At 30.9% G+C, this 21,241-nt stretch carries 19 protein-coding genes and 2 tRNA genes; all 21 read right to left on the bottom strand.

Annotation, left to right across the window (positions count from 1 at the left end):
• Positions 1-6 precede the first annotated feature (6 nt).
• A complete protein-coding gene (locus H0I27_RS04640) occupies positions 7-1,230 on the bottom strand; it encodes a polysaccharide pyruvyl transferase family protein (protein WP_218732722.1) in 1,224 nt (407 codons plus the stop codon).
• Positions 1,231-1,293: 63 nt separating this feature from the next.
• Positions 1,294-2,835 carry a lipopolysaccharide biosynthesis protein gene (locus tag H0I27_RS04635; RefSeq protein ID WP_218732721.1) on the bottom strand — a complete coding sequence of 514 codons (1,542 nt, stop codon included), beginning with the start codon at positions 2,833-2,835 and terminating at the stop codon, positions 1,294-1,296.
• 22 nt (positions 2,836-2,857) lie between these two features.
• On the bottom strand, positions 2,858-3,841 hold the full coding sequence (locus tag H0I27_RS04630; protein WP_218732720.1) for an O-antigen ligase: 984 nt from the start codon (positions 3,839-3,841) through the stop codon (positions 2,858-2,860).
• Positions 3,842-4,190: 349 nt separating this feature from the next.
• A complete protein-coding gene (gmd, locus tag H0I27_RS04625) occupies positions 4,191-5,321 on the bottom strand; it encodes a GDP-mannose 4,6-dehydratase (RefSeq protein WP_218732719.1) in 1,131 nt (376 codons plus the stop codon).
• Positions 5,322-5,392: 71 nt separating this feature from the next.
• Positions 5,393-6,343 (bottom strand): GDP-L-fucose synthase, encoded by a 951-nt coding sequence (locus H0I27_RS04620; protein WP_218732718.1) that lies wholly within the window; start codon positions 6,341-6,343, stop codon positions 5,393-5,395.
• Between the two features lie 6 nt (positions 6,344-6,349).
• Positions 6,350-7,672 (bottom strand): UDP-glucose/GDP-mannose dehydrogenase family protein, encoded by a 1,323-nt coding sequence (locus H0I27_RS04615; protein ID WP_218732717.1) that lies wholly within the window; start codon positions 7,670-7,672, stop codon positions 6,350-6,352.
• 78 nt (positions 7,673-7,750) lie between these two features.
• The gene (locus H0I27_RS04610; RefSeq protein WP_218732716.1) at positions 7,751-8,173 is read right to left on the bottom strand and encodes an adenylyltransferase/cytidyltransferase family protein; all 423 of its coding nucleotides are present in this window, start codon (positions 8,171-8,173) and stop codon (positions 7,751-7,753) included.
• Between the two features lie 117 nt (positions 8,174-8,290).
• Positions 8,291-8,722: an adenylyltransferase/cytidyltransferase family protein gene (locus tag H0I27_RS04605; protein WP_025562360.1), complete on the bottom strand. Its 432-nt coding sequence runs from the start codon at positions 8,720-8,722 to the stop codon at positions 8,291-8,293.
• 305 nt (positions 8,723-9,027) lie between these two features.
• A complete protein-coding gene (gene wecC, locus H0I27_RS04600) occupies positions 9,028-10,242 on the bottom strand; it encodes a UDP-N-acetyl-D-mannosamine dehydrogenase (RefSeq protein ID WP_218732715.1) in 1,215 nt (404 codons plus the stop codon).
• Positions 10,242-11,363: a non-hydrolyzing UDP-N-acetylglucosamine 2-epimerase gene (gene wecB / locus H0I27_RS04595; RefSeq protein ID WP_218732714.1), complete on the bottom strand. Its 1,122-nt coding sequence runs from the start codon at positions 11,361-11,363 to the stop codon at positions 10,242-10,244. Before wecB ends, wecC begins: the two co-directional genes overlap by 1 nt.
• Before the next feature lie 120 nt (positions 11,364-11,483).
• Complete coding sequence (locus H0I27_RS04590) at positions 11,484-12,416, bottom strand: Gfo/Idh/MocA family protein (RefSeq protein WP_218732713.1); 933 nt, start codon at positions 12,414-12,416, stop codon at positions 11,484-11,486.
• A gap of 4 nt (positions 12,417-12,420) precedes the next feature.
• Positions 12,421-13,704, bottom strand: coding sequence for a nucleotide sugar dehydrogenase (locus H0I27_RS04585; RefSeq protein ID WP_218732712.1), 1,284 nt, complete (start codon positions 13,702-13,704; stop codon positions 12,421-12,423).
• Positions 13,701-14,687, bottom strand: coding sequence for an SDR family oxidoreductase (locus H0I27_RS04580; RefSeq protein WP_218732711.1), 987 nt, complete (start codon positions 14,685-14,687; stop codon positions 13,701-13,703). The genes H0I27_RS04585 and H0I27_RS04580 overlap by 4 nt, the downstream gene beginning before the upstream one ends.
• Positions 14,688-14,806: 119 nt before the next feature.
• Positions 14,807-14,884, bottom strand: a tRNA-Val gene (locus tag H0I27_RS04575).
• A 126-nt stretch (positions 14,885-15,010) separates the two neighbouring features.
• A tRNA-Val gene (locus H0I27_RS04570) sits at positions 15,011-15,085 on the bottom strand.
• Positions 15,086-15,144: 59 nt separating this feature from the next.
• On the bottom strand, positions 15,145-16,353 hold the full coding sequence (locus tag H0I27_RS04565) for a folylpolyglutamate synthase/dihydrofolate synthase family protein (protein ID WP_218732710.1): 1,209 nt from the start codon (positions 16,351-16,353) through the stop codon (positions 15,145-15,147).
• Positions 16,354-16,369: 16 nt separating this feature from the next.
• Positions 16,370-17,248 (bottom strand): energy transducer TonB, encoded by an 879-nt coding sequence (locus H0I27_RS04560; protein ID WP_218732709.1) that lies wholly within the window; start codon positions 17,246-17,248, stop codon positions 16,370-16,372.
• 1 nt (position 17,249) lies between these two features.
• A complete protein-coding gene (locus H0I27_RS04555; RefSeq protein ID WP_165733012.1) occupies positions 17,250-17,642 on the bottom strand; it encodes a biopolymer transporter ExbD in 393 nt (130 codons plus the stop codon).
• Positions 17,643-17,678: 36 nt separating this feature from the next.
• Positions 17,679-18,368: a MotA/TolQ/ExbB proton channel family protein gene (locus H0I27_RS04550; RefSeq protein WP_218732708.1), complete on the bottom strand. Its 690-nt coding sequence runs from the start codon at positions 18,366-18,368 to the stop codon at positions 17,679-17,681.
• A gap of 266 nt (positions 18,369-18,634) precedes the next feature.
• Positions 18,635-19,867: a Glu/Leu/Phe/Val dehydrogenase dimerization domain-containing protein gene (locus H0I27_RS04545; RefSeq protein ID WP_218732707.1), complete on the bottom strand. Its 1,233-nt coding sequence runs from the start codon at positions 19,865-19,867 to the stop codon at positions 18,635-18,637.
• Positions 19,868-20,101: 234 nt separating this feature from the next.
• Positions 20,102-21,166, bottom strand: coding sequence for an anhydro-N-acetylmuramic acid kinase (locus H0I27_RS04540; protein WP_218732706.1), 1,065 nt, complete (start codon positions 21,164-21,166; stop codon positions 20,102-20,104).
• Between the last annotated feature and the right edge of the window lie 75 nt (positions 21,167-21,241).

Below are 21,241 nucleotides of genomic sequence, written 5' to 3'. Positions count from 1 at the left end.
CTATAATTATTTAGTAAAAGTTGGCAAAATTTCGTTCATCATTGCCAAATATTGTTTTAAATATTTGTCGCTAAATTTTTTACATTTTTCTTTATCAAAACTTTCTATTTTGTCTAAAACTTGGTTTGGTAAAATAGAAACTTCTTTCCCCACAGAAGACACTCTATAATCAGAAAAACCTGCAGTTTTTAAAATATGAGATATCTTACTAGACGAATCTGTTTTATCTATTTCACTGCTAAGACCATAATAATCGAAACTAAAGAAAGGGTTTGCATTATGTAATGAGACTACTATTGGATGCATATTTTGACCAATATACCCTACACTATTTGCAATTAATGTATACCATTCTATTGGGTTTATTGGTAAATCTATAGATTTTGTAACTCCATAAGAAATTAATTTTTCTGGTAATGGTAGTGCAAAAAGTTCATATCCTCTTGCTTTAGCTTCTTTTTCTAAATTAGCCATCCATTCTTCATCTATACCTTTAATTTTCTTTTTAAATGAAACTAATAAGTATTTTTCTGGTAAATTAAATCTTGCCAAAATTTTACTAGAATTCTCTAATACTTCTGGTACATTATTATTAAAACCAAATACAGGGTCTGGTGTTACTACAGGCTTTATTTTATTTTTTGTAATATGTGCAATCATATTACTCGTCCAACTATCTCTTACAGAAATGTATGAATATTTCTCTAAATTCGCTGTCATCTTTGTCATGGTTTTTTGGTTAAAAATGCTATAATTAGCATTTTGAGAAGAACCAGACATTATAACAATTGGTATCTCTTTTTTTAGTTTCTTATAAAAACTACCCCAAAAAGGATTAGGAAACATACGGTCTCTTGTATATCTTTTATAAATAGAAGTGGGTTTAATAAAACCTTTTATTTTAGTTTTTAAAGGAATTTCGAAATGTTGTAAAACGGCATCACTACCTACTATAATACCTTCTATATTATTACTTTCAATTACATTAACTACATCTTCATCTGTTCTACAAAGTGCACTTTCGTTCATGTAATCTAACTTCATAACACGGTGTGCATTTTTCTGTTCTTCAGATACAGAATGTGCGTATAATTCTTCTAATTCTGTTGGTGACCAATTAATAAAAATAGGATTAAAACCTTGTTTTTTTAAATGACTTGCTGTTGATATGGCTTGTAAATTAGCGCCAAAATTAAACACTCCGTTATAAGTTAGTATTCCTATATTCATTTCTTTTATTTTTAATATCTTTTAAACTAAATGTACTTTATAATATGGTGAATATGCCTAATTTTATTTTATCTTTAATATTTTACTTTTCAATAAATTTTCAATTTTATTTCTTTCTATTTTATTCAGAATGATAAAATAAAACAAAACAAATAATGAACTTGTTGAAATTAAACTGGTTGAAACCAACCTAAATAAAGATTCTGATAATTTTAAACTTGGCAAATATGCTAATAATAAAACTAAACTAAAAACAATAAGTTGTTTACAAATAATATTTATAAAAAAAACTTTAAAATTAAAATCAGAAATTATTCTACTGGCAATAATTGACCGAGCGAGTAGTGCAATAAATTCTATTGCTATCATACTAATAATAACATAATATGGTTCAAAGTCAAAGTTTAATAACAGTACTGCTAGCAAAATATTTAATAGATAAATTGAATTTATAACTAAAGTATATACTTTCAACTTTCCTACAGACTGTACACTTAACATGACTCCATTAGAAAGCTGCTTAATTAATGACGCCACTAGTATTAATTGACAAAAAATAACAGTATGCTCAGGCACAACTTTTAACCATAAACCAAGAATAAAATCCATTTCTAAAAATAATGGAACTAATAATAAAGAAAAAATGAAAAATGAAAATTTTGTAGAGTAATCTGCCATTTGTAACATTCGTACTCTATTTCCCTCTCCTTCACTTTTTGTAATTTGTGGGTTAATAGCTTTAAGAAGTGTCATTGCAAAACTAGATATTTGTGCGTTTACCTGATTTGCTACTCCATAAGCTGCATTTATTACGGTACCATAAAAAACATTTAATACAATAGCTATTAATTGATTTCTACCTACAAAAACAAGCGCTCCTAGGGTATTCCAACCTGCAAAGCCTGCCATTTCTTTCATTACAATTTTATTACCACTTTTTAAACTATGTATAGCATTTTTACATTCTTCGTACTTTCTCTTACAATAAACACTTTTAACAATACGCGAAAGTATTAACACCACCGTGGTTAATAAAGAATAAACTATTAATTTATCAAAACTGGTGCTTAGTAAATAAAAAGCTATTAATAATTTTAAAGTCGTTTCTACAAAACCAATAATGCTATCTACCCACATGTCTTCATTTGCATTAATAGCGGCATCGTAAGGCACTGCATTAATTGTAAAAAAAGTACTAAATATCATAAATTGGTAAATAATTTTGGCAGAATAAATTCGATCTTCAGCAATATTTAAAATACCATCAAACAAAAAGAAACCAAAAATTTCTAAAGACACAACAACAATTACACCTATCCATAAATGTAGTGTAATACTTGTTTGAAAAACATCTTTTAATTTATCTATATTTTTTTGCCCCATAGCAATAGACATAAACCTTTGGGTAGCTATGGCCATAGAGACATTTAAAAAAGTTAACAATGATATTACACCCGCTACCAACGTGTATATTCCATAATCTTCCACTCCAAGAGCAGAAAGTACAATTCTTGTAGTAAATAGTGCTACAATAATAGAGTATACCATTTTAAGGTATAGGGCTAGCGTATTTGTAGCAATTCTTTTATTTCCAGTTAATTTCATCGTTAAAGAGAGAATTACAATTTTATTTTAAAAGACTGTTTAGTCTACTATTTCTTTTATTATCAACTTGTTCCCTATCATTGGTACCCAGTACCATAGCCCAAAATACTACTAAAAATATAAAGTACTGATAAATAATAACATGACTAATAAACGAAAAAATAAAAAATATTACTACGGAAACAGCCATTGGTCCAGCAAACTTGTTTTTCCTTTTGTATAACACTAATGCCTTTTTAATTAGTAAATAATGAAGCGTTAAATACGTTAAAAAAACCAAAATACCATAACAGTACATTACTTCTAAAAAATCATTGTGAGCCGAATATCCTTCTTTTGTTAAATACACTACTTGGTTGTCTCCATGTCCTAAGAGAAATTGAATAAAATTAGAGTCTGTAATTCCGTTTATTACTTGCATGTAAATATCCACTCTACCAGAACCTCCATCATTTTGAAGTTTTTCTAACCTATATAAAAAGAAATTATCTTTAGCGGATTCTATAAAATCATACAGTTTCCAAACACTCAATATAACAAAAAGAGAGATAAACACCCTTTTAAGTAAAGAAGCCCTTTTAGGAGATACAACCCCAGTTACAAACAAATAAATAAGTATGGCAAGACTAAAAGCTACAAACCCACCTCTTTTATTTGAAGATAAAATAACAGCTGCTATTAATACAATAGCACTAATTCTTAACCACTTTTTATTTAAACATAAAACTATAGGCAATGTAAAAAGTGGAACATATGAAGAATTATATGATTGATTTTCTACATCTAAAGAAGCTATTATTATATTATATTGACTATAGTATACATATACTAACCATAAAAGTATTGGTACAAATAATTTAGGCAATAGTTGCTTGTAATCGGATTTTACAAAAACAGCATAAAACCCAAAAAAAGTTAAGAAGGGCAATAAAAGCGCCAAACCTCTAAAAATATTTGTTCCTGTAGATTGTTTAGAATCTGGTAAAAATATTAATACTATTGCCATCAGTATTAGCAAAACCTTAAATAGAGTAACTAACTTTGATTGAGCACTAAAAAGACTTTTAAAATTAATGAATATAAAAATTAAATTAACAATCCATAGAAGAAGTACAATTACCCTAAAAAAGAGTTGATTATAATCATCTGAAACATTAATTGCCGAAATTATTTGTTGTCCGTAAAAAATAAATAATAATAAACTAACTACAATATAAACTAAATTTATTTTCTTATACTTTAACATAGGTTTACTTTATAAGTTTTATGTAAAAACAGAAAAACGCTATAGTAGTAAAATTTAAATAGGAGAACAACATTTTTATACACTGATTAATTTTGTCAAATCCTAAATTTTACTCTGCCTGCTTTAAAATTTCATGCCCCGCTTTTAATAAAACAACATCTTTTTTCATGATTGCAACATCCCCTTGCATCATATCTTTTACCAAAGAAGCTAAATCGTGCTCTGGTACCCAACCTAATTCGTTCTTTGCTTTAGAAGGGTCACCAATTAATAAATCTACTTCTGTTGGACGGAAGTAAGATGGATCTACAGATAAAACTTCTTTACCAATTTCTATTTGAAAATCTTTATGGTTACAAGCTACAACATAGGCTTTTTCGTCTACTCCTTCTCCTTTAAATTCTACTTCTATGCCAACTTCACTAAAAGCCAAACGTACAAAGTCTCTTACAGTTGTAGTAACACCTGTTGCAATTACCCAGTCTTCTGGTTTATCTGCTTGTAAAATCATCCACATCATACGAACATAATCTTTCGCATGTCCCCAATCACGTTTTGCTTCTAAATTCCCTAAAAACACTTTTTCTTGTAAGCCTAATGCAATTTTTGCAACCGCACGTGTAATCTTTCTTGTTACAAAAGTTTCTCCTCTTCTTGGAGACTCATGGTTAAATAAAATACCATTACAAGCAAACATATTATAGGCTTCTCTATAGTTTTTAGTAATCCAAAAACCATAAATTTTTGCTACTCCATAAGGAGAACGAGGGTAAAATGGAGAAGACTCATCATAGAAACCTCTTTCATTTTTATTTTCTGGCATCCCTCCATATAACTCTGAAGTGGAAGCTTGATAAATTCTTGTTTTCTTTTCTAATCCTAAAATTCTTACTGCTTCTAAGATTCTTAACGTTCCTAATCCATCTACATTACCTACATATTCTGGAGTATCAAAAGAAACAGCTACATGAGACATTGCCCCTAAATTGTAAATTTCATCTGGTTGGCATTCTTGAATGATACGAGTAAGATTCATTGCGTCTGTTAAATCTCCATAATGCAATTTTAATCTTTGATCAGGATCGTGTGGATCTTGGTATAAATGATCAATTCTATTCGTATTAAAAAGAGAAGACCTTCTTTTAATACCATGTACTATATATCCTTTTTCTAATAATAACTCAGCTAAATATGAGCCGTCTTGTCCAGTAATCCCTGTAATTAATGCTACTTTATTCATAATTTTTTTCGTTGTTCGTTGATCGATTTTCGTTGTTCGATGAACGACAAACGAAAGACGAAAAACGACTTTTACAATTTAACCTCTTTAAAATTTTCAATATTTTTTAAAAACCAAGTGTAGGTTTTTTCAATCCCTTGTTTTAAATCAACTTTATGCTTCCAACCTAAGTTGTGCATTTTAGAAATATCCATCAACTTTCTTGGCGTTCCGTCTGGTTTATCAGCATCCCAAACAATAGTTCCTTGATGTCCTGTTACTTCTTGAATGGTTTCTGCCAATTCTTTAATCGTCAAATCTTCACCAGTACCTATATTGTATAGGTATTCTGGCAATTCATTTTCTAAAGCATACACCACAGCTTCTGCCATATCGTCTACAAACAGAAACTCACGCATTGGCGTTCCGCTTCCCCACAAGGTAACATCTGAATTATTATTCATTTTTGCCTCATGAAATTTACGTATCATAGCAGGTAACACATGAGAAGATTTTAAATCGAAATTATCATGTGTACCATATAAATTTGTAGGCATTAAGCTTACATAATCTTTTTGAAATTGTTTTCTAATTGCCTGACATGCTTTTACACCAGTAATTTTAGCAATTGCATACCATTCATTTGTTGGCTCTAAAGAATCCGTTAACAAATACTCTTCTTTTAATGGTTGCGGTGCAAACTTAGGATAAATACAAGAACTACCTAAAAATATAAATTTTTCAATCCCTACTTTTAATGCGCTATCAATTAAATTATTTTGAATTTGCATATTCTCCATCAAAAACTGGTATGGAAAATTATTATTCGCTAAAATACCACCTACTTTAGCTGCTGCATCAATAACAACTTCAGGTTTCTCTGTATGATAAAAATCAAGAACTGCTTCTTGATCTTTTAAATCAAGTTCTTTACTAGATTTTCCTATTAAATTGGTGTATCCTTTTTTTTCTAAAGTTCTCCATACTGCAGAACCTACCATACCTCTATGGCCTGCAATATAAATTTTAGTATCTTTTTTCATCTTTTTTTATTTCCCTATTTGAAAATACTCAAATCCTTTTTCTTCTAAATTAAAGGCATTGTATTGATTTCTACCATCAAAAATAATCGGATTCTTTAATTGTTGTTTAATTTCTACAAAATCTGGAGATCTAAATTCTTTCCATTCTGTTAACAAAATTAATGCATCTGAGTCTTGTAAAACTTCGTATTTAGAAGTACAATAGGTTATATTTTTAGCATCTTTTAAGTAAAATTCTTTTGACTCCTCAATTGCTTTAGGATCATAGGCTTTTACTTTTGCACCTCTTTTTTCTAATTCTTTAACAATATAAATTGCTGGTGCTTCCCTCATATCATCTGTACCCGGTTTAAAAGCCAATCCCCATAAACCAAAAGTCATACCTGATAAATCTTCTCCAAAACGTTTTACAATCTTGTTGGCAATTACTAATTTCTGAGCATCATTTACATTCTCTACAGATTCTATTAAGTTTGCTTTATATCCGTTTTCTTCGGCTATTTTCTTTAACGCTTTTACATCTTTAGGAAAACAAGAACCACCATAACCTGCACCTGGATATATAAAACTATACCCAATACGTTTGTCTGAACCAATACCTATACGAACCATGTTTGCGTCTGCACCAACTCTTTCACAAATATTAGCAATCTCATTCATAAATGAAATTTTTGTAGCCAACATTGTGTTTGCAGCATATTTTGTCATTTCTGCAGAACGAATATCCATCGTTATAAAACGATCATGCGTTCTAAAGAAAGGTGAATACAATTGCTTCATTAAATCAAAAGCATAGTCAGAATCTGCACCGATAACTACTCTATCAGGTTTCATAAAATCATCGATAGCTGCTCCTTCTTTTAAAAATTCTGGATTAGATACTACGCTAAACTCTAAATCAGATCCTCTTTTATCTAACTCTGCCTGAATAGTAGCTTTTACTTTGTCTGCTGTACCAATTGGCACTGTAGATTTATCAACAACTATTAATCTTTTTTGCATGGTTTCACCAATAGATTTAGCAACAGCTAAAACATATTGTAAATCTGCAGAACCATCATCTCCCATTGGCGTACCAACTGCAATAAAAACAATTTCTGCATCACTGATAGCTTCTCCTAGTTTCGTAGTAAAAAATAAATTTTTATTTTTTACATTCTTTAAAACCATTTGTTCTAAACCTGGTTCAAAAATAGGAATGATTCCTTCCTCTAATTTTTGAATTTTCTTCTGATCTATATCTACACAAGTAACTTTGTTCCCCATTTCTGCGAAACAAGTACCAGATACTAAACCAACATAACCAGAACCAACTACAGCAATATTCATAATTCTTTTTATTTTTTAATATTCAATTTTATTTAAGATATCGTCATAAAAAAACACTTAAAATAAGTGTTTTTCTTTCTAATTATTTTTTAACAACCACGAAGATGATTGTATTTTATCTCCCAAACCATCAATCAAGTCAATATTTAATTCTTTACAAACAGGTGCTTCAGGGATAGAGTTATTGTCTTGATCTCCTCCATTTGCAAAACCTATTTGATACTCTTTTCCATACTTTTCATGAATAGCACGTATAGAAGCACAAACGGTTCTATCGCTATCTACAGAAATCATCGCTTTATCTACAGATTTAATGTTCTCTACAATAAATAAACGCTCTTCTTCTTTTTGAAATTCTTTAGAACCTTTTAACCCTCTTTGAAGATCACTATTTACAATTACAAACAACTCATCTGCCAATGCCTTTGCATTATTAAAATACTCCAAATGTCCTTTATGAATTGGGTTAAAATATCCTGATACTATGATTAGTTTTTTCATCTTTTTTGCAAATATAAATTAAATTATTCCACGGTAAATAGGTGTTTTCACGCTATTATTGGCGAAATATTAAATCATTCTAAAAATGAAATCTTTTCACCAGAATATGTAAAACACTTATTTCTCTTTCTTTTTTAAATTCTCTTTTTCTTGTACCTCTTTACGAAGCCCACTACTAGAAAAACGGTGTTCTCTTTTATTGAAGTATAAGTCGATTCCTTTTTCTTCACAATACTTTCTACCTGTAAATTGTTTGCTAGCGTACTCATCTCCTATAACTCTAACATCTATTTTAAAAGATCTTAAAATATCTTCTAAATCTTGCTCTGTTGCATAAGGAACAATCTCATCTACGTATTTACACCCTTTTAGTTGAATGTATCTTTCTACGACTGACTGTACTGGCATATTCTTTTCCGGACGATCTAAAGTAGGATCTGTCTGTATACCACAAATTAAATAATCACATTGTTCTTTTGCATCTTCTAACATTTTTACATGTCCTGCATGAAATAAATCAAAAGCACTAAAGGTTATCCCAACTTTCATAAGTTTCTTTTTTTTTGAGCAAATATATGTTAATTATTTAATAATTTAATATACACTAGTTTTTTCTTTAGTTTCTTTAGTTTTAATGAAACAAAAAAACACCTACACTCCTAATTAACAATTACATAAATATATTTTTATTAGTAGCAAAAAAGAGATTTACCTTTTCTAAACACAGCAAATAATACTACTTAAAAATCATAAAAATCATAAATCTCTTTAGACTTAAAAAACAATGAAATTCTACAAAATCCAACAAAACTCCTTCAAAATAATTATTTAATAATTAGCACAGTTTAATGAGCTTAGTATTTAATAATTCCACAAAAATCTAAAACAACTTTATCACTATCTGTTGGTAATGTTTTAAATTCGTTATGAGCAACTAGATAAACTATAATATCTGCCTTTTTAAAAGCTTCTTTATAATTTGTAATTTTATAAACATTATGTTCGGTAATATTAGGTTCAACAATAAAGTACTCTTCATTGTTTGTGTTTTGTAAAACTTTTTGGGCAATATATTTTGCTGGAGATTCACGTAAATCATCAATATTTGGTTTAAAAGCCAATCCCATTAAGGCAATACTTGGTTTTCTACCATGCTTTAATTCAAATTTTAATTTCTCATTCTGAATCTTTTCTGCACACCAAAAAGACTTGTAATTATTTACCTCACGAGCCGTACCTATAATCTTAGATTCCATTGGGTAATCTGAGACAATAAAATAAGGATCTACAGCAATGCAATGCCCTCCAACGCCACAACCTGGTTGCAATATATTTACTCTTGGATGTTTGTTTGCTAAATTAATTAACTCCCAAACATTTATATCCGCTTTATCACAAATTAATGAAAGCTCATTGGCAAATGCAATCTGTACATCTCTAGATGAATTCTCTGTTAACTTACACATTTCTGCCGTTCTTGCATTTGTAGCATGCAACGCTCCTTTTACAAATTGCTTGTAAAAATGAATTGCTTTTTGGGTAGATTTTTCATCTACACCACCAATAACTCTATCATTATAAACCAATTCATGCATTACATTTCCTGGCAAAACTCTTTCCGGACAATAGGCAATGTTTAGTTTATCTTTTAACTCTGGTCTTACATCGTAAATAAGTCTTCTCATTTTTTCTGTAGTACCAATTGGCGAAGTAGATTCTATAATATATAAATCGTCTTCTTTTAAAAACGGAATAATATTCTTTGTTGCCAATTCCACATAAGAAATATCTGGCTCATGGTTTCCTTTAAAAGGAGTAGGTACCACAATTAAATAAGTAGCAGCTTCCACTGGTTTTATATCCGCAGTTAAAAAACCTTTTTTCACAGCTTCTTCTACAGCAATATCTAAACTTGGCTCTATGATATGTATTTTACCTTGGTTAATTGTATCTACCACATGCTGATTAACATCTACACCATGAACTTGAATGCCGTTTTGTGCTATTAATGCTGATGTAGGCAAACCAATATAACCTAAACCTACTGTTACAACTTCTACTTGTTTCATTATTCTAAATTTAAAATAAATTCAATAATCCTTTTGCACGCTTTTCCATCTCCGTACGGATTGTGTAAAGAACTCATTGATTGATATTTTTTTGAATCATCTAGCAACGCTTGTGTTTCCTTTACAATCTTATTGCAATCTGTACCCACTAAAATAACAGTTCCTGCTTCTACAGCTTCTGGTCTTTCTGTGGTATCTCGCATCACTAAAACAGGTTTCCCTAAACTAGGTGCTTCTTCTTGAACACCTCCACTATCTGTGATTATTAAATACGATTGATTCATCAACCAAACAAAGGATGGATATGATAATGGTTTTACTAAATAAATATTACTAACATCGCCTAACAATTCATTTACGGGCTTTAATACATTCGGGTTTAAATGAACCGGATATACAACCTCTACATTTGGATTATTAAGTGCGATTTCTTTAAGTGCAGCACAAATATTTATAAATCCTTCTCCGTGATTTTCTCTTCTATGTCCCGTTACTAAAATGATTTTCTTATCAAAATTAATCTTACTTTTAATTTCTTTAACATCCTCATTATCTAAATTACTTACTCTACTAGAACTTTCTAACAAAGCATCAATAACCGTGTTTCCTGTAATTAAAATATTTTCTTCGGATACATTTTCTTCTAAAAGATTTTCTTTTGATTTAATGGTAGGTGCAAAATGATACGTTGCAACTCTACTTGCCACCTGACGATTCATTTCTTCCGGAAAAGGAGACAACATATTATGGGTTCTTAAACCAGCTTCTACATGACAAACCTTTGCTCCGGAATAAAAACCAGCGATACTTGCTGCCATCGTAGTGGTAGTATCTCCATGCACAAAAACATAATCGGGATTAAATGATTCTAAAATAGGTTTTAACCCAGAAATTACTTCTCCTGTTAAGTTGTATAAGTTCTGATTAGGCTTCATTAAACACAAATCGAAATCTGGAGTAATATCAAAAAAACTTAAAACCTGATCTAACATTTCTCTATGTTGACCTGTAACACAAACCTTTGTTTCAAACCTTTTATCAGCTAAAAACTGATTTACTAAAGGTGCCATTTTAATAGCTTCTGGTCTTGTTCCGAAAATTAATAGATTCTTTTTTTTCATTATTTTTATTCAAAATAATTTGATGTTATCCCTTCATTTTCAAGGAAACATCTTTACAGTTAGTAACGACTAATTAGATATACTTGTAAATAAACTGATTTTGATTTAGAAAATCCTTTTTTACTTAACAAACAGGTGTTTTTCTCCTAATGCACTAATCGCTGTATTTCTAATATTATGAACAATTTTAATAGACTCTTCAGACTCTTTCAATCCAAATCCGTTTCCTTTTAATATTTGCTCGTAACTCTTGGTATGTAAATCTGTAAAACCAGCACTAAACTCTAATTCTTGATCATCTATAGTGATGGATCTAAAAGTTCTTTGTCCTTTTTCTTTTATTTCTTGCGGTAAATCTTCTTCATTAATTGATAAAAACCAACGTACTCTGGCATTTTTAAACTCTAAATATCCCGCTGATTTATCTTTCTCTCTAAGATGTACTATATTTTCTTGAACTTCTCCAAAAATCCATGAAAGCATGTCGTAAAAATGGACTCCAATGTTTGTTGCAATTCCTCCTGATTTACTTTCATCTCCTTTCCAAGAAATATCATACCATTTACCTCTAGAAGTAATATATGTTAAATCTACATCGTATTTACCTACTTTATTTTCTAACGCTACCTTGTTTTTTAAAGCAATAATACTTGGGTGTAATCTTAATTGTAAAATTGTATTTATTTTTTGCCCAGACTCTTTTTCGATATCTTTTAAAGCATCAACATTCCAAGGATTTAAAACTAAAGGTTTTTCACAAATAGCATCAGCTCCTCTTCTTAAAGCCATTCTAATATGAGAATCATGTAAATAATTTGGTGTACAAATACTTACATAATCTAAATGCGTTCCTCCTCTTTTTAACTTTTCTATATGGCGATCAAATCTTTCGAATTCTACAAAAAAATCTGCTTTCGGAAAAAAACTATCCATTACTCCAACACTATCAAACTTATCTAAAGCTGCTATTAGCTGATTATTGGTTTCCTTAATCGCTTTTAAATGTCTTGGCGCAATATATCCTGCAGCACCTATTAATGCAAAATTTTTCATTTCTTTATAGTGACTTATCTACGTGTTTAGAATCTAAAAAATTCTTCACATCGTATACAATTGATTTTTCTTTTTTAAGTTCTGCAAAATCCAAACTAAGAAATTCTTTGTGTGCCACAACTAAAATGACAGCATCAAATTTCTTTTTTGGTAAAATAATATTAGACGCTAACTGATATTCTCTTTCAACTTCGTTTGAATTTGCATGAGGATCAAAAATAGTTACGTTTGCTCCGTAATCCTTTAATTCATAAATAAGATCGACTGCCTTTGTGTTTCTAACATCCGGACAATTCTCTTTAAAAGTGATTCCCAAAACTAAAACTTCAGCTCCTTTTACCTCAATATCTCTCTGAATCATCAACTTAGCAACTTCCGATGCTACATATCTACCCATACCGTCATTGACTCTTCTACCTGCTAAAATAATTTCTGGATGATAGCCATATTCTTGTGCTTTTTGAGCTAAATAATAAGGATCAACACCAATACAATGTCCACCAACTAAACCTGGTTTAAAAGGTAAAAAGTTCCATTTTGTTCCTGCAGCTTCTAAAACATCTTGTGTATTGATATCCATCAACCCAAAAATCTTAGCCAACTCATTTACAAATGCAATATTAATATCTCTCTGAGAGTTTTCGATTACTTTTGCTGCTTCTGCAACTTTTATTGAAGGCGCTAAATGTGTACCTGCTGTAATTACAGACGCATATAAATCATTCACTTTTTCACCAACTTCTTTCGTAGAGCCAGAAGTAACTTTTAATATTTTTTCTACTGTGTGCTTTTTATCACCCGGATTTATTCTTTCTGGAGAATATCCTACAAAAAAGTCTTTATTAAAAACTAAACCAGAAACTCTTTCTAAAATAGGCACACAATCTTCTTCTGTTGCACCAGGATACACCGTAGATTCATAAATTACGATATCTCCTTTTTTAATAACACTTCCAACAGTTTCACTCGCTTTTATTAAAGGCGTTAAAACAGGTCTGTTATTTTTATCTACTGGCGTAGGAACCGTAACTACAAAATAATTACAATCCTTTAAATCTTCTAATTCTGATGTAAAAAATAATCCTACATCATTGTTATTTTCGGTAAGAACTACTTTATCTAAAAGTTCTTTAGAAATCTCTCTAGTAACATCTTTTCCTTGCCCAAGTTCTTCTACTCTAGTTTGATTGATATCAAAACCAACAACAGAAAATTTTGTTGCAAAAAGCCTCGCTAATGGTAAGCCAACATAGCCTAAACCAATAATACCTATTTTAATTTTACTCATTTATTTAAGTTTTCCCAATACCAATCTATCGATTCTTTTAATCCTTCTTTTAAAGAGAACTCTGGGGTATAATTTAATAATTTCTTAGCTTTTGATATATCTGCATGAGAATGCGGAATATCTCCAATTCTATTAGGACCAAAAACAACTTCTACATCCTTAATTTTTGGATTATAATTTGATAAAAACTCTTTTAAAGAATCACATAAATCGATTAAAGTGTTTCTATCTCCAAAGGCAACATTATAAATTTCATTAGCAGCTTCTTTATCCGCAACTAAACTTAATAAGTTTGCCTGAATAACATTGTCTATATATGTAAAGTCTCTAGAAAAAGAACCATCTCCGTTGATAACCGGAGATTCTAAACTCATAAACTGATTTACAAACTTAGGTATTACTGCTGCATACGCTCCGTTAGCATCTTGCTTTCTTCCAAAAACATTAAAATATCTTAACCCAATTGTTTCTAAGCCATACGTTTTACCAAAAACATCTGCATACAATTCATTTACATATTTGGTAACTGCATAAGGAGATAATGGTTTCCCTATAACATCTTCTACTTTTGGTAACGATTCTGAATCTCCGTAGGTAGAAGAACTTGCTGCAAACACAAATCTTTTTACATTGTTATCTCTTGCTGCGACTAACATATTTAGAAAACCAGAAACATTAACGTCATTTGTTGTAATAGGATCTTTTATAGATCTAGGAACTGAACCTAAAGCTGCTTGATGCAAAACATAATCTACACCAGAAGCTGCCAACATACAATCTTCTAAATTTCTAATATCTCCTTCAACTAAAGTGAAATTTGGGTTTTCTATAAGCGAAACTAAATTCTCTCTTTTCCCTGTAGAAAAATTATCTAAACAAACTACTGTATTCTTCTTTTCAAGTAAAGCCTCGCACAAATTAGAACCGATAAAACCAGCACCTCCTGTAACAAGTATCTTTTTTCCTGACAATTTTATATCCATTAAGAAATTTTTTAGCTATTTTTTATAAAGAAACAAATATAATAAAAGAATCATTGGACTCTTTATCAAAAACCATTAAAAACAAAAAATCCTTCACATAAATGTGAAGGATTTTGCTTTGGTGGGCAATGAGGGATTCGAACCCCCGACCCTCTCGGTGTAAACGAGATGCTCTGAACCAACTGAGCTAATTGCCCTAAGCGGCTGCAAATATAATACTTTATTTAGATCTACCAAACAAAATGAAAAATAATTTTATTTTTATTTAAAAATCTATTAAAAACAAAAAATCCTTCACATAAATGTAAAGGATTTTGCTTTAGTGGGCAATGAGGGATTCGAACCCCCGACCCTCTCGGTGTAAACGAGATGCTCTGAACCAACTGAGCTAATTGCCCTAAGCGGTTGCAAATATAAAACTTATTTTAGTTCTACCAAGTAAAAAATGATATTTTATTTAAATAATTTCAGCAACAACAAAAGTACTTCCTCCTACATAAATGATATCTTCCTGATTTGCATTCAGTAACGCATCTTCAAAAGCAACTTTTACTGAAGGATATTTTTTTCCAATTAAACCAAATTCTTTTGCTTGTTCTTGCAAAACAACTTCAGACATACCTCTTGGAATATCCGGCTTACAAAAATAGTACTCAGCTTCCTTTGGAAAAAGCGGTAAAACCTCTTCTAATTTCTTATCAGAAACCACACCTAAAACAAAATGTATTCTTTTAAAGGTTTCTTTTTTTAATTGATCGAGTACAATATGCAACCCATCTTTATTATGAGCAGTATCACAAATTACTTTTGGGTTCTCTTGTAAAATCTGCCATCTACCTTTTAAATTGGTGTTTTTTACAACATTCAATAATCCTTTTTCAATATTTTCTGTTGATATTTTAAAACCTGTCAATTTTTGAATGGCCGCAACAGCTGTTTTTGTATTTTTTTGCTGATAATCGCCCAACAAATCTGTTTTATAGTTTTTAGCATCATCCGAAGCAAAAGAAATAAGCGCCTTGCACGCTTCCGCTTTAGCGATAAAGACACTTTTTACAGCTTCTTGTTCTTCTCCTATTACAACCGGAACCTTGTTTTTAATAATACCTGCTTTTTCAAAAGCAATTTCTGGTAATGTTTCTCCTAAAAACTGCGTATGATCTAAACCGATGTTCGTAATTACAGAAACCTCTGGAGTAATAATGTTTGTAGAATCTAATCTCCCTCCTAAACCAACTTCTATAATAGCAATGTCTACTTTTTCTTCTGCGAAATAATCAAAAGCCAAACCTACCGTCATTTCAAAAAAGGACAATCTTTGTGTTTCTAAAAAATATTTGTGTTGTTTTATAAAGGATAAAACTTTCTTTTCTGAAATTTCAACTCCATTAATACTAATTCTTTCGGTAAAGTTTTTTAAGTGAGGTGAAGTATACAAACCTACTTTATAACCGGCTTCTTGCAAAATAGAAGCCAACATATGACTTGTAGAACCTTTTCCGTTAGTACCTCCAACGTGAATTGATTTAAACTTTTTTTCTGGAAAACCCAATTCTTTTGAAAGCGCTAAAGTGTTGGTTAAGTCTTTTTTGAATGCTGTTTTACCTTCTCTTTGGTACATCGGTAATTGTGCAAACATCCAATCTAATGTTTGTTGATAATTCATGTTGTAAAATACGTGATTATTTAGACAAGGTAAACTTATAAATAATTGTCCCAACTTGGTTTGCGGGTGCTTTTTCATCAGGATTCCAAGTAGTTCTTAGAGCTGCCTCTTTTGCTGCCTTAAGTAGGCAGGGAGCTGTATTAGTACTTCCTTTATATCCTGGTTTTGTAAAAATTACTTTTCCATTTTTATTAACTTGAATTTGTACCACCACAGTCCCTTCTTCCTGACAATCGGGTTGAACTTTTGGTGTAGAAAGCGCTCTTCTACCCGCTAAATTATAATCACCTCCATCACCACTTCCTGTATTTCCATAGTATTTAGAAGAAGCCGGATCTCCAGTTTCTTTTCCTTTTACACCTGGCTTTGCATCATCTCCTTCTCCTTGTGGTTTTCCATCCGAAGAATTTCCGTTTAATAAATTATTTAACGCATCTTGAGTTGCTTTAGATGGTTTTGGCTTTTCTTTCGGAATTTCTTTTACAACCTCCTTTTCAACAGGTTCTACAACTTCTACCTTTTTTTCTACAACCTTTTTTACTGGCTCTTTAACTACTTCTTTTATCTTTTCTACAACAGGAATGTCTTTAGAAGTCTCTTCTGTAATAATATCTTCTTTAATTACTTCTTGCGGAGTTTCTTTTACAACTTCTTCAACCACCTCTTTTTCCTCAACCTCCTCTTCAACGACTTCTGGAGCAGAAATTTTCTTTGTATCTTCTACTGGTTCTCCACTTCCAACTTCTGAAGTTCCAAAATTAATAGCCAAACCATATTCTTCTGGAGGATCTAAATAACGCATTCCGTAATTTAGAATTCCGAAGATAATAAGCACCAGAATAACCGCTGTAATTACAGCAGATTTACGTTTATGTGTTGTATTTAGTATTTGCATTTTATTTGCCTTTTACAGCTAAAATCATTTTTAACTTGTTCTTATTCGCAATATCAATTACCTGCATTACATTTTTATAAGGCACATCTTTATCTCCTCTAATAATAATAGTCTTCTTTTTATCGGCTCCAACACTTTTTAGAATTTCACTTTCCAAACTTGCTGAACTCACTTTTGTTTTATCAATATAAAACAACGATTCATTTGTGATAGATACTGCAACAGATTTATTATTCTCTGTCTTCCCTCCTGCCTTTGGTAACAAAACATCAATGGCACTTACAGTAACCAACGTAGAGGTAAGCATAAAAAATATCAACAATAGAAAAACAATATCTGTCATTGATGACATATTGAATGTAGGATCTACTTTATTTCTTCCGCGTAAATTCATAAAATATTATTTTTCAAACTTTGAATTTAAAACTACTTATGCTGGCTCGTTTAATAAATCTAAAAACTCAACAGATTTTGCTTCCATTTGATAAATTACCTTATCTGTTCTTACCACTAAATGATTATAAGTTATGTACGCAATAATACCCACAATTAACCCTCCAACTGTAGTTGTCATTGCAGTATACAAACCATCGGAAAGTAATTTAATATCTATTTGGCCACCTGCATTTGCAATTTCATGAATTGCAACAATCATACCGATTACAGTTCCTAAAAAACCAATCATTGGTGCCGCACCTGCAATCGTTGCCAAAACACTTACATTTTTCTCTAACTGATACACCTCTAACTTCCCTGCTGTTTCAATAGCCGTATTAATATCATCTAAAGGCTTTCCTATTCTAGAAATTCCTTTTCCAATTAATCTTGCTGTTGGTGTATTTTTACTCTTACAAAGCGCATCTGCAGACTCTAATTTCCCATTAGAAACAAAATCCTTAATTTGATTCATAAAATTTTCATCCATTTTTGATGCTGCTTTTATAGCAAAGAATCTTTCAAAATAAATATACATCGCAATAGCCAACAACACAAAAAGTAGTGCTAAGATTATTTGCCCTCCTAAACCACCATCCATAATTAATTTATAGATAGAAAGTGTTTTTTCTTCTGAAACAACCTCTTCTAAAACTTCTTTATTCTCTTGAAAAAATAACAACATTTAATTCTATTTTAAGTTCTATTTAAGTAACGACCTTTCTATTTTTAAATTGTTTCAACTTAAAATAATCGCTTTTATTTTACATCAAAAAAAATGCCATAATACAAAATGACATTCTTTAAATTATTTTATTTACGAACCCGCTGCGCACTCTACAATTAACATCTAACATGTTAATTGTAATGCCTTTTGATAAAAACATCCAATCAACAGCGTTTTATTGTAATCTACAACCGAATTTCAGAATACAAATCTAACTATTTACTTTAAATTAATTGTTTTAAAGCAATTTCAAATGCAGTTGAACAAATTTTTGTTTTAGACGCACTCCTTTTAAAAGTTCTCTGCAACGCTTTCTTTATAATATTTGAGGTATCATTAAAAATTGCTTTATCCTGCATTGGTAAAGCCACTTTTGCTTCCATTAAATACGCAAAAACCCTTGCAATACCACAATTTGAAATAAAATCTGGCAATAAACTTAAATGATTATCTGTATACTCCATAATTGGACCAAAGAAAATTTCTTTGTCTGCAAACGGAACATTTGCTCCCGGAGAAATCACTTCTAACCCTGTGTCTATCATACGCTGAACCTGATCTTGAGAAACCAATCTCGAAGCTGCAGCTGGCACAAATATCTCAGCAGGCAAACTCCATATTTTTTCATTAATCTCTTCAAAAGGAATCATATCACCAGAAACTAACTGATTTCCATTCTTCATCAAAAACAAAGCTGTCATTTCTTGCATCGTAAATCCCTCTTCACTTATAACCCCTCCATTTCTATCAATAATTCCTACAACCTTAGCACCCAACTGTGTTAAATAATAAGCTGCCGCAGCACCTACATTTCCAAACCCTTGAATAATTGCTCTTTTTCCTTCTATTTCTCCTCCATAAATAGCATAATAATGTTTCACTGCTTCTGCTACTCCATAACCAGTTAACATATCTGCAACCGTATATTTTCTAGACAAATCTGGCGAAAAAGCTTTATCTTCAATCACCTTAATTACCCCCATACGTAACTGACCAATTCTATTTATTTTATCTGCTTCTGTTGGTTTAAAATGTCCGTTAAAAATTCCTTCTTGCGGATGCCAAACACCACAACTTTCTGTAATCGGAATCACATCTTTATCTGCATCAACATTTAAATCTCCACCGGTTCCGTAATAATGTTTTAACAACGGCGTAACCGCTTTATACCAACGTTCTAAAACACCTCTTTTTCTCGGATCGCTCGGATCAAAATTAATACCCGATTTTGCACCTCCAATTGCAGGACCAGAAACTGTAAATTTCACCTCCATTGTTTTTGCCAGAGACAAAACCTCATTCATATTTAACCCTTTTCTCATTCTTGTACCACCGCCAGCAGCACCGCCCCTTAAAGAGTTAATAACCACCCAACCTTCTGCTTCCGTTTCTGGATCTTTCCAATTAAAAACTATTTCTGGTTGCTTATTCTCGTATATTTTTAATAATTCTTTCATTATAAAATTTTAAATAAATTAACTCTGCTTTTTGTTTTTTCAAACAATTTTATTTTTGCTATAAAATCCCCTTCAGGGGAAAAGTTAAAGTTGATTCATTTTAAAATTTTATTAATTTCTTATTATACTGATACTATACAAACTTACAGTAAAAAAACGATTGTTCAAATTTTTTATTTTAATAAGAATTAACTTCTAAAACCACTTGAAACACTCACTTTACAAATACATATTTTATAACTTTGGATAAAAAACCTCTCCAGAAGAATGATCTTTGCTTGCACCCGTTACAGAACTTAAACAATTTACTTTATTTTCACTTTTTAATAAACCTAAAAAAGCAAAAATAAGTGCTTCTTTAAAATTTATAAGTTGCTGATGAGGAACAATAAGATCTATTTCTTTTTCCTCCTTTACCTTATTTATTAAATACTCATTAAAAGCACCGCCACCAGTAACCAAAACCCTTGCATTTTTAGGCAACACTTCTGCCAACGCCCAAGCAACATGATCTGTAAATGTTCTTAATAAATCTTCCGGTTTTCGTTTCACCGATTCTAATCTTGGAAAAATTTCTTTTTGAACCCATTCTAAACCCAAAGATTTTGGTGGTTTTTGCTGATAATACTCTAACAACCTTAAATCAGACTCTAATTGCATTAAATAAGTTCCGTTGGCAGCAATCATTCCTTTATCGTCATACTCAAAACCTAATTCTTTAGCGTATTTATTCAGGACAATATTCACAGGACAAACATCATACGCAATTCTTTTTCCATTCTCATGAAAGGAAATATTAGAAAAACCACCTAGATTTAAACAATAATCGTAATCAGAAAAAAGCAACTCATCTCCAATTGGCACCAAAGGCGCTCCTTGTCCGCCTAAATTGACATCTTGTGTTCTAAAATCACAAATAACTTTTTGACCTGTTGCATCTGCAATTGTTTGCCCATCTCCCACCTGAAGTGTAATTCCATTTTCTGGTTGATGCAAAACCGTGTGGCCATGAGATGCAATAAAATCGATTTTTTCAATCTGAAACTCATCAACAAAAGCAGTAATCTCTTTACCAAGTAGTTCTCCGTAATCGACATCTAAAATATTTAAATCATCCGAAGAAAAATGAATAGCATCTTGTAAAGTAGCTTTCCATTTCTCTGAATACGAAACAGTTTTCGAGTATAAAATACTAAAATCTTGATACTTATTTTTATCAAACTTCACATACACCAAATCGATACCATCTAGAGACGTTCCAGACATTAATCCTATTATAAAAACTTCACCTATATTCATATCTGTAAAAATAATAAAACCTTATTGATAATATGTTACGAAATCGATATCTTTGAAACAAGATTTTACGAATAT

Origin of the sequence: Polaribacter sp. HaHaR_3_91, from assembly GCF_019278525.1 — a bacterium.
In the GTDB taxonomy this organism is placed as follows: domain Bacteria; phylum Bacteroidota; class Bacteroidia; order Flavobacteriales; family Flavobacteriaceae; genus Polaribacter.
The sequence above is the reverse complement of the archived record's forward strand: the minus strand, read 5'-3'. Positions and strand labels throughout refer to the sequence as shown.

Coding starts and splice junctions, on each gene's coding strand:
- H0I27_RS04640 (WP_218732722.1), bottom strand. CDS start 1,230: ATGAATATAGGAATACTAACTTATAACGGAGTGTTTAATTTTGGCGCT.
- H0I27_RS04635 (WP_218732721.1), bottom strand. CDS start 2,835: ATGAAATTAACTGGAAATAAAAGAATTGCTACAAATACGCTAGCCCTA.
- H0I27_RS04630 (WP_218732720.1), bottom strand. CDS start 3,841: ATGGCAATAGTATTAATATTTTTACCAGATTCTAAACAATCTACAGGA.
- gmd (WP_218732719.1), bottom strand. CDS start 5,321: ATGAATAAAGTAGCATTAATTACAGGGATTACTGGACAAGACGGCTCA.
- H0I27_RS04620 (WP_218732718.1), bottom strand. CDS start 6,343: ATGAAAAAAGATACTAAAATTTATATTGCAGGCCATAGAGGTATGGTA.
- H0I27_RS04615 (WP_218732717.1), bottom strand. CDS start 7,672: ATGAATATTGCTGTAGTTGGTTCTGGTTATGTTGGTTTAGTATCTGGT.
- H0I27_RS04610 (WP_218732716.1), bottom strand. CDS start 8,173: ATGAAAAAACTAATCATAGTATCAGGATATTTTAACCCAATTCATAAA.
- H0I27_RS04605 (WP_025562360.1), bottom strand. CDS start 8,722: ATGAAAGTTGGGATAACCTTTAGTGCTTTTGATTTATTTCATGCAGGA.
- wecC (WP_218732715.1), bottom strand. CDS start 10,242: ATGAAACAAGTAGAAGTTGTAACAGTAGGTTTAGGTTATATTGGTTTG.
- wecB (WP_218732714.1), bottom strand. CDS start 11,363: ATGAAAAAAAAGAATCTATTAATTTTCGGAACAAGACCAGAAGCTATT.
- H0I27_RS04590 (WP_218732713.1), bottom strand. CDS start 12,416: ATGAAAAATTTTGCATTAATAGGTGCTGCAGGATATATTGCGCCAAGA.
- H0I27_RS04585 (WP_218732712.1), bottom strand. CDS start 13,704: ATGAGTAAAATTAAAATAGGTATTATTGGTTTAGGCTATGTTGGCTTA.
- H0I27_RS04580 (WP_218732711.1), bottom strand. CDS start 14,687: ATGGATATAAAATTGTCAGGAAAAAAGATACTTGTTACAGGAGGTGCT.
- H0I27_RS04565 (WP_218732710.1), bottom strand. CDS start 16,353: ATGAATTATCAACAAACATTAGATTGGATGTTTGCACAATTACCGATG.
- H0I27_RS04560 (WP_218732709.1), bottom strand. CDS start 17,248: ATGCAAATACTAAATACAACACATAAACGTAAATCTGCTGTAATTACA.
- H0I27_RS04555 (WP_165733012.1), bottom strand. CDS start 17,642: ATGAATTTACGCGGAAGAAATAAAGTAGATCCTACATTCAATATGTCA.
- H0I27_RS04550 (WP_218732708.1), bottom strand. CDS start 18,368: ATGTTGTTATTTTTTCAAGAGAATAAAGAAGTTTTAGAAGAGGTTGTT.
- H0I27_RS04545 (WP_218732707.1), bottom strand. CDS start 19,867: ATGAAAGAATTATTAAAAATATACGAGAATAAGCAACCAGAAATAGTT.
- H0I27_RS04540 (WP_218732706.1), bottom strand. CDS start 21,166: ATGAATATAGGTGAAGTTTTTATAATAGGATTAATGTCTGGAACGTCT.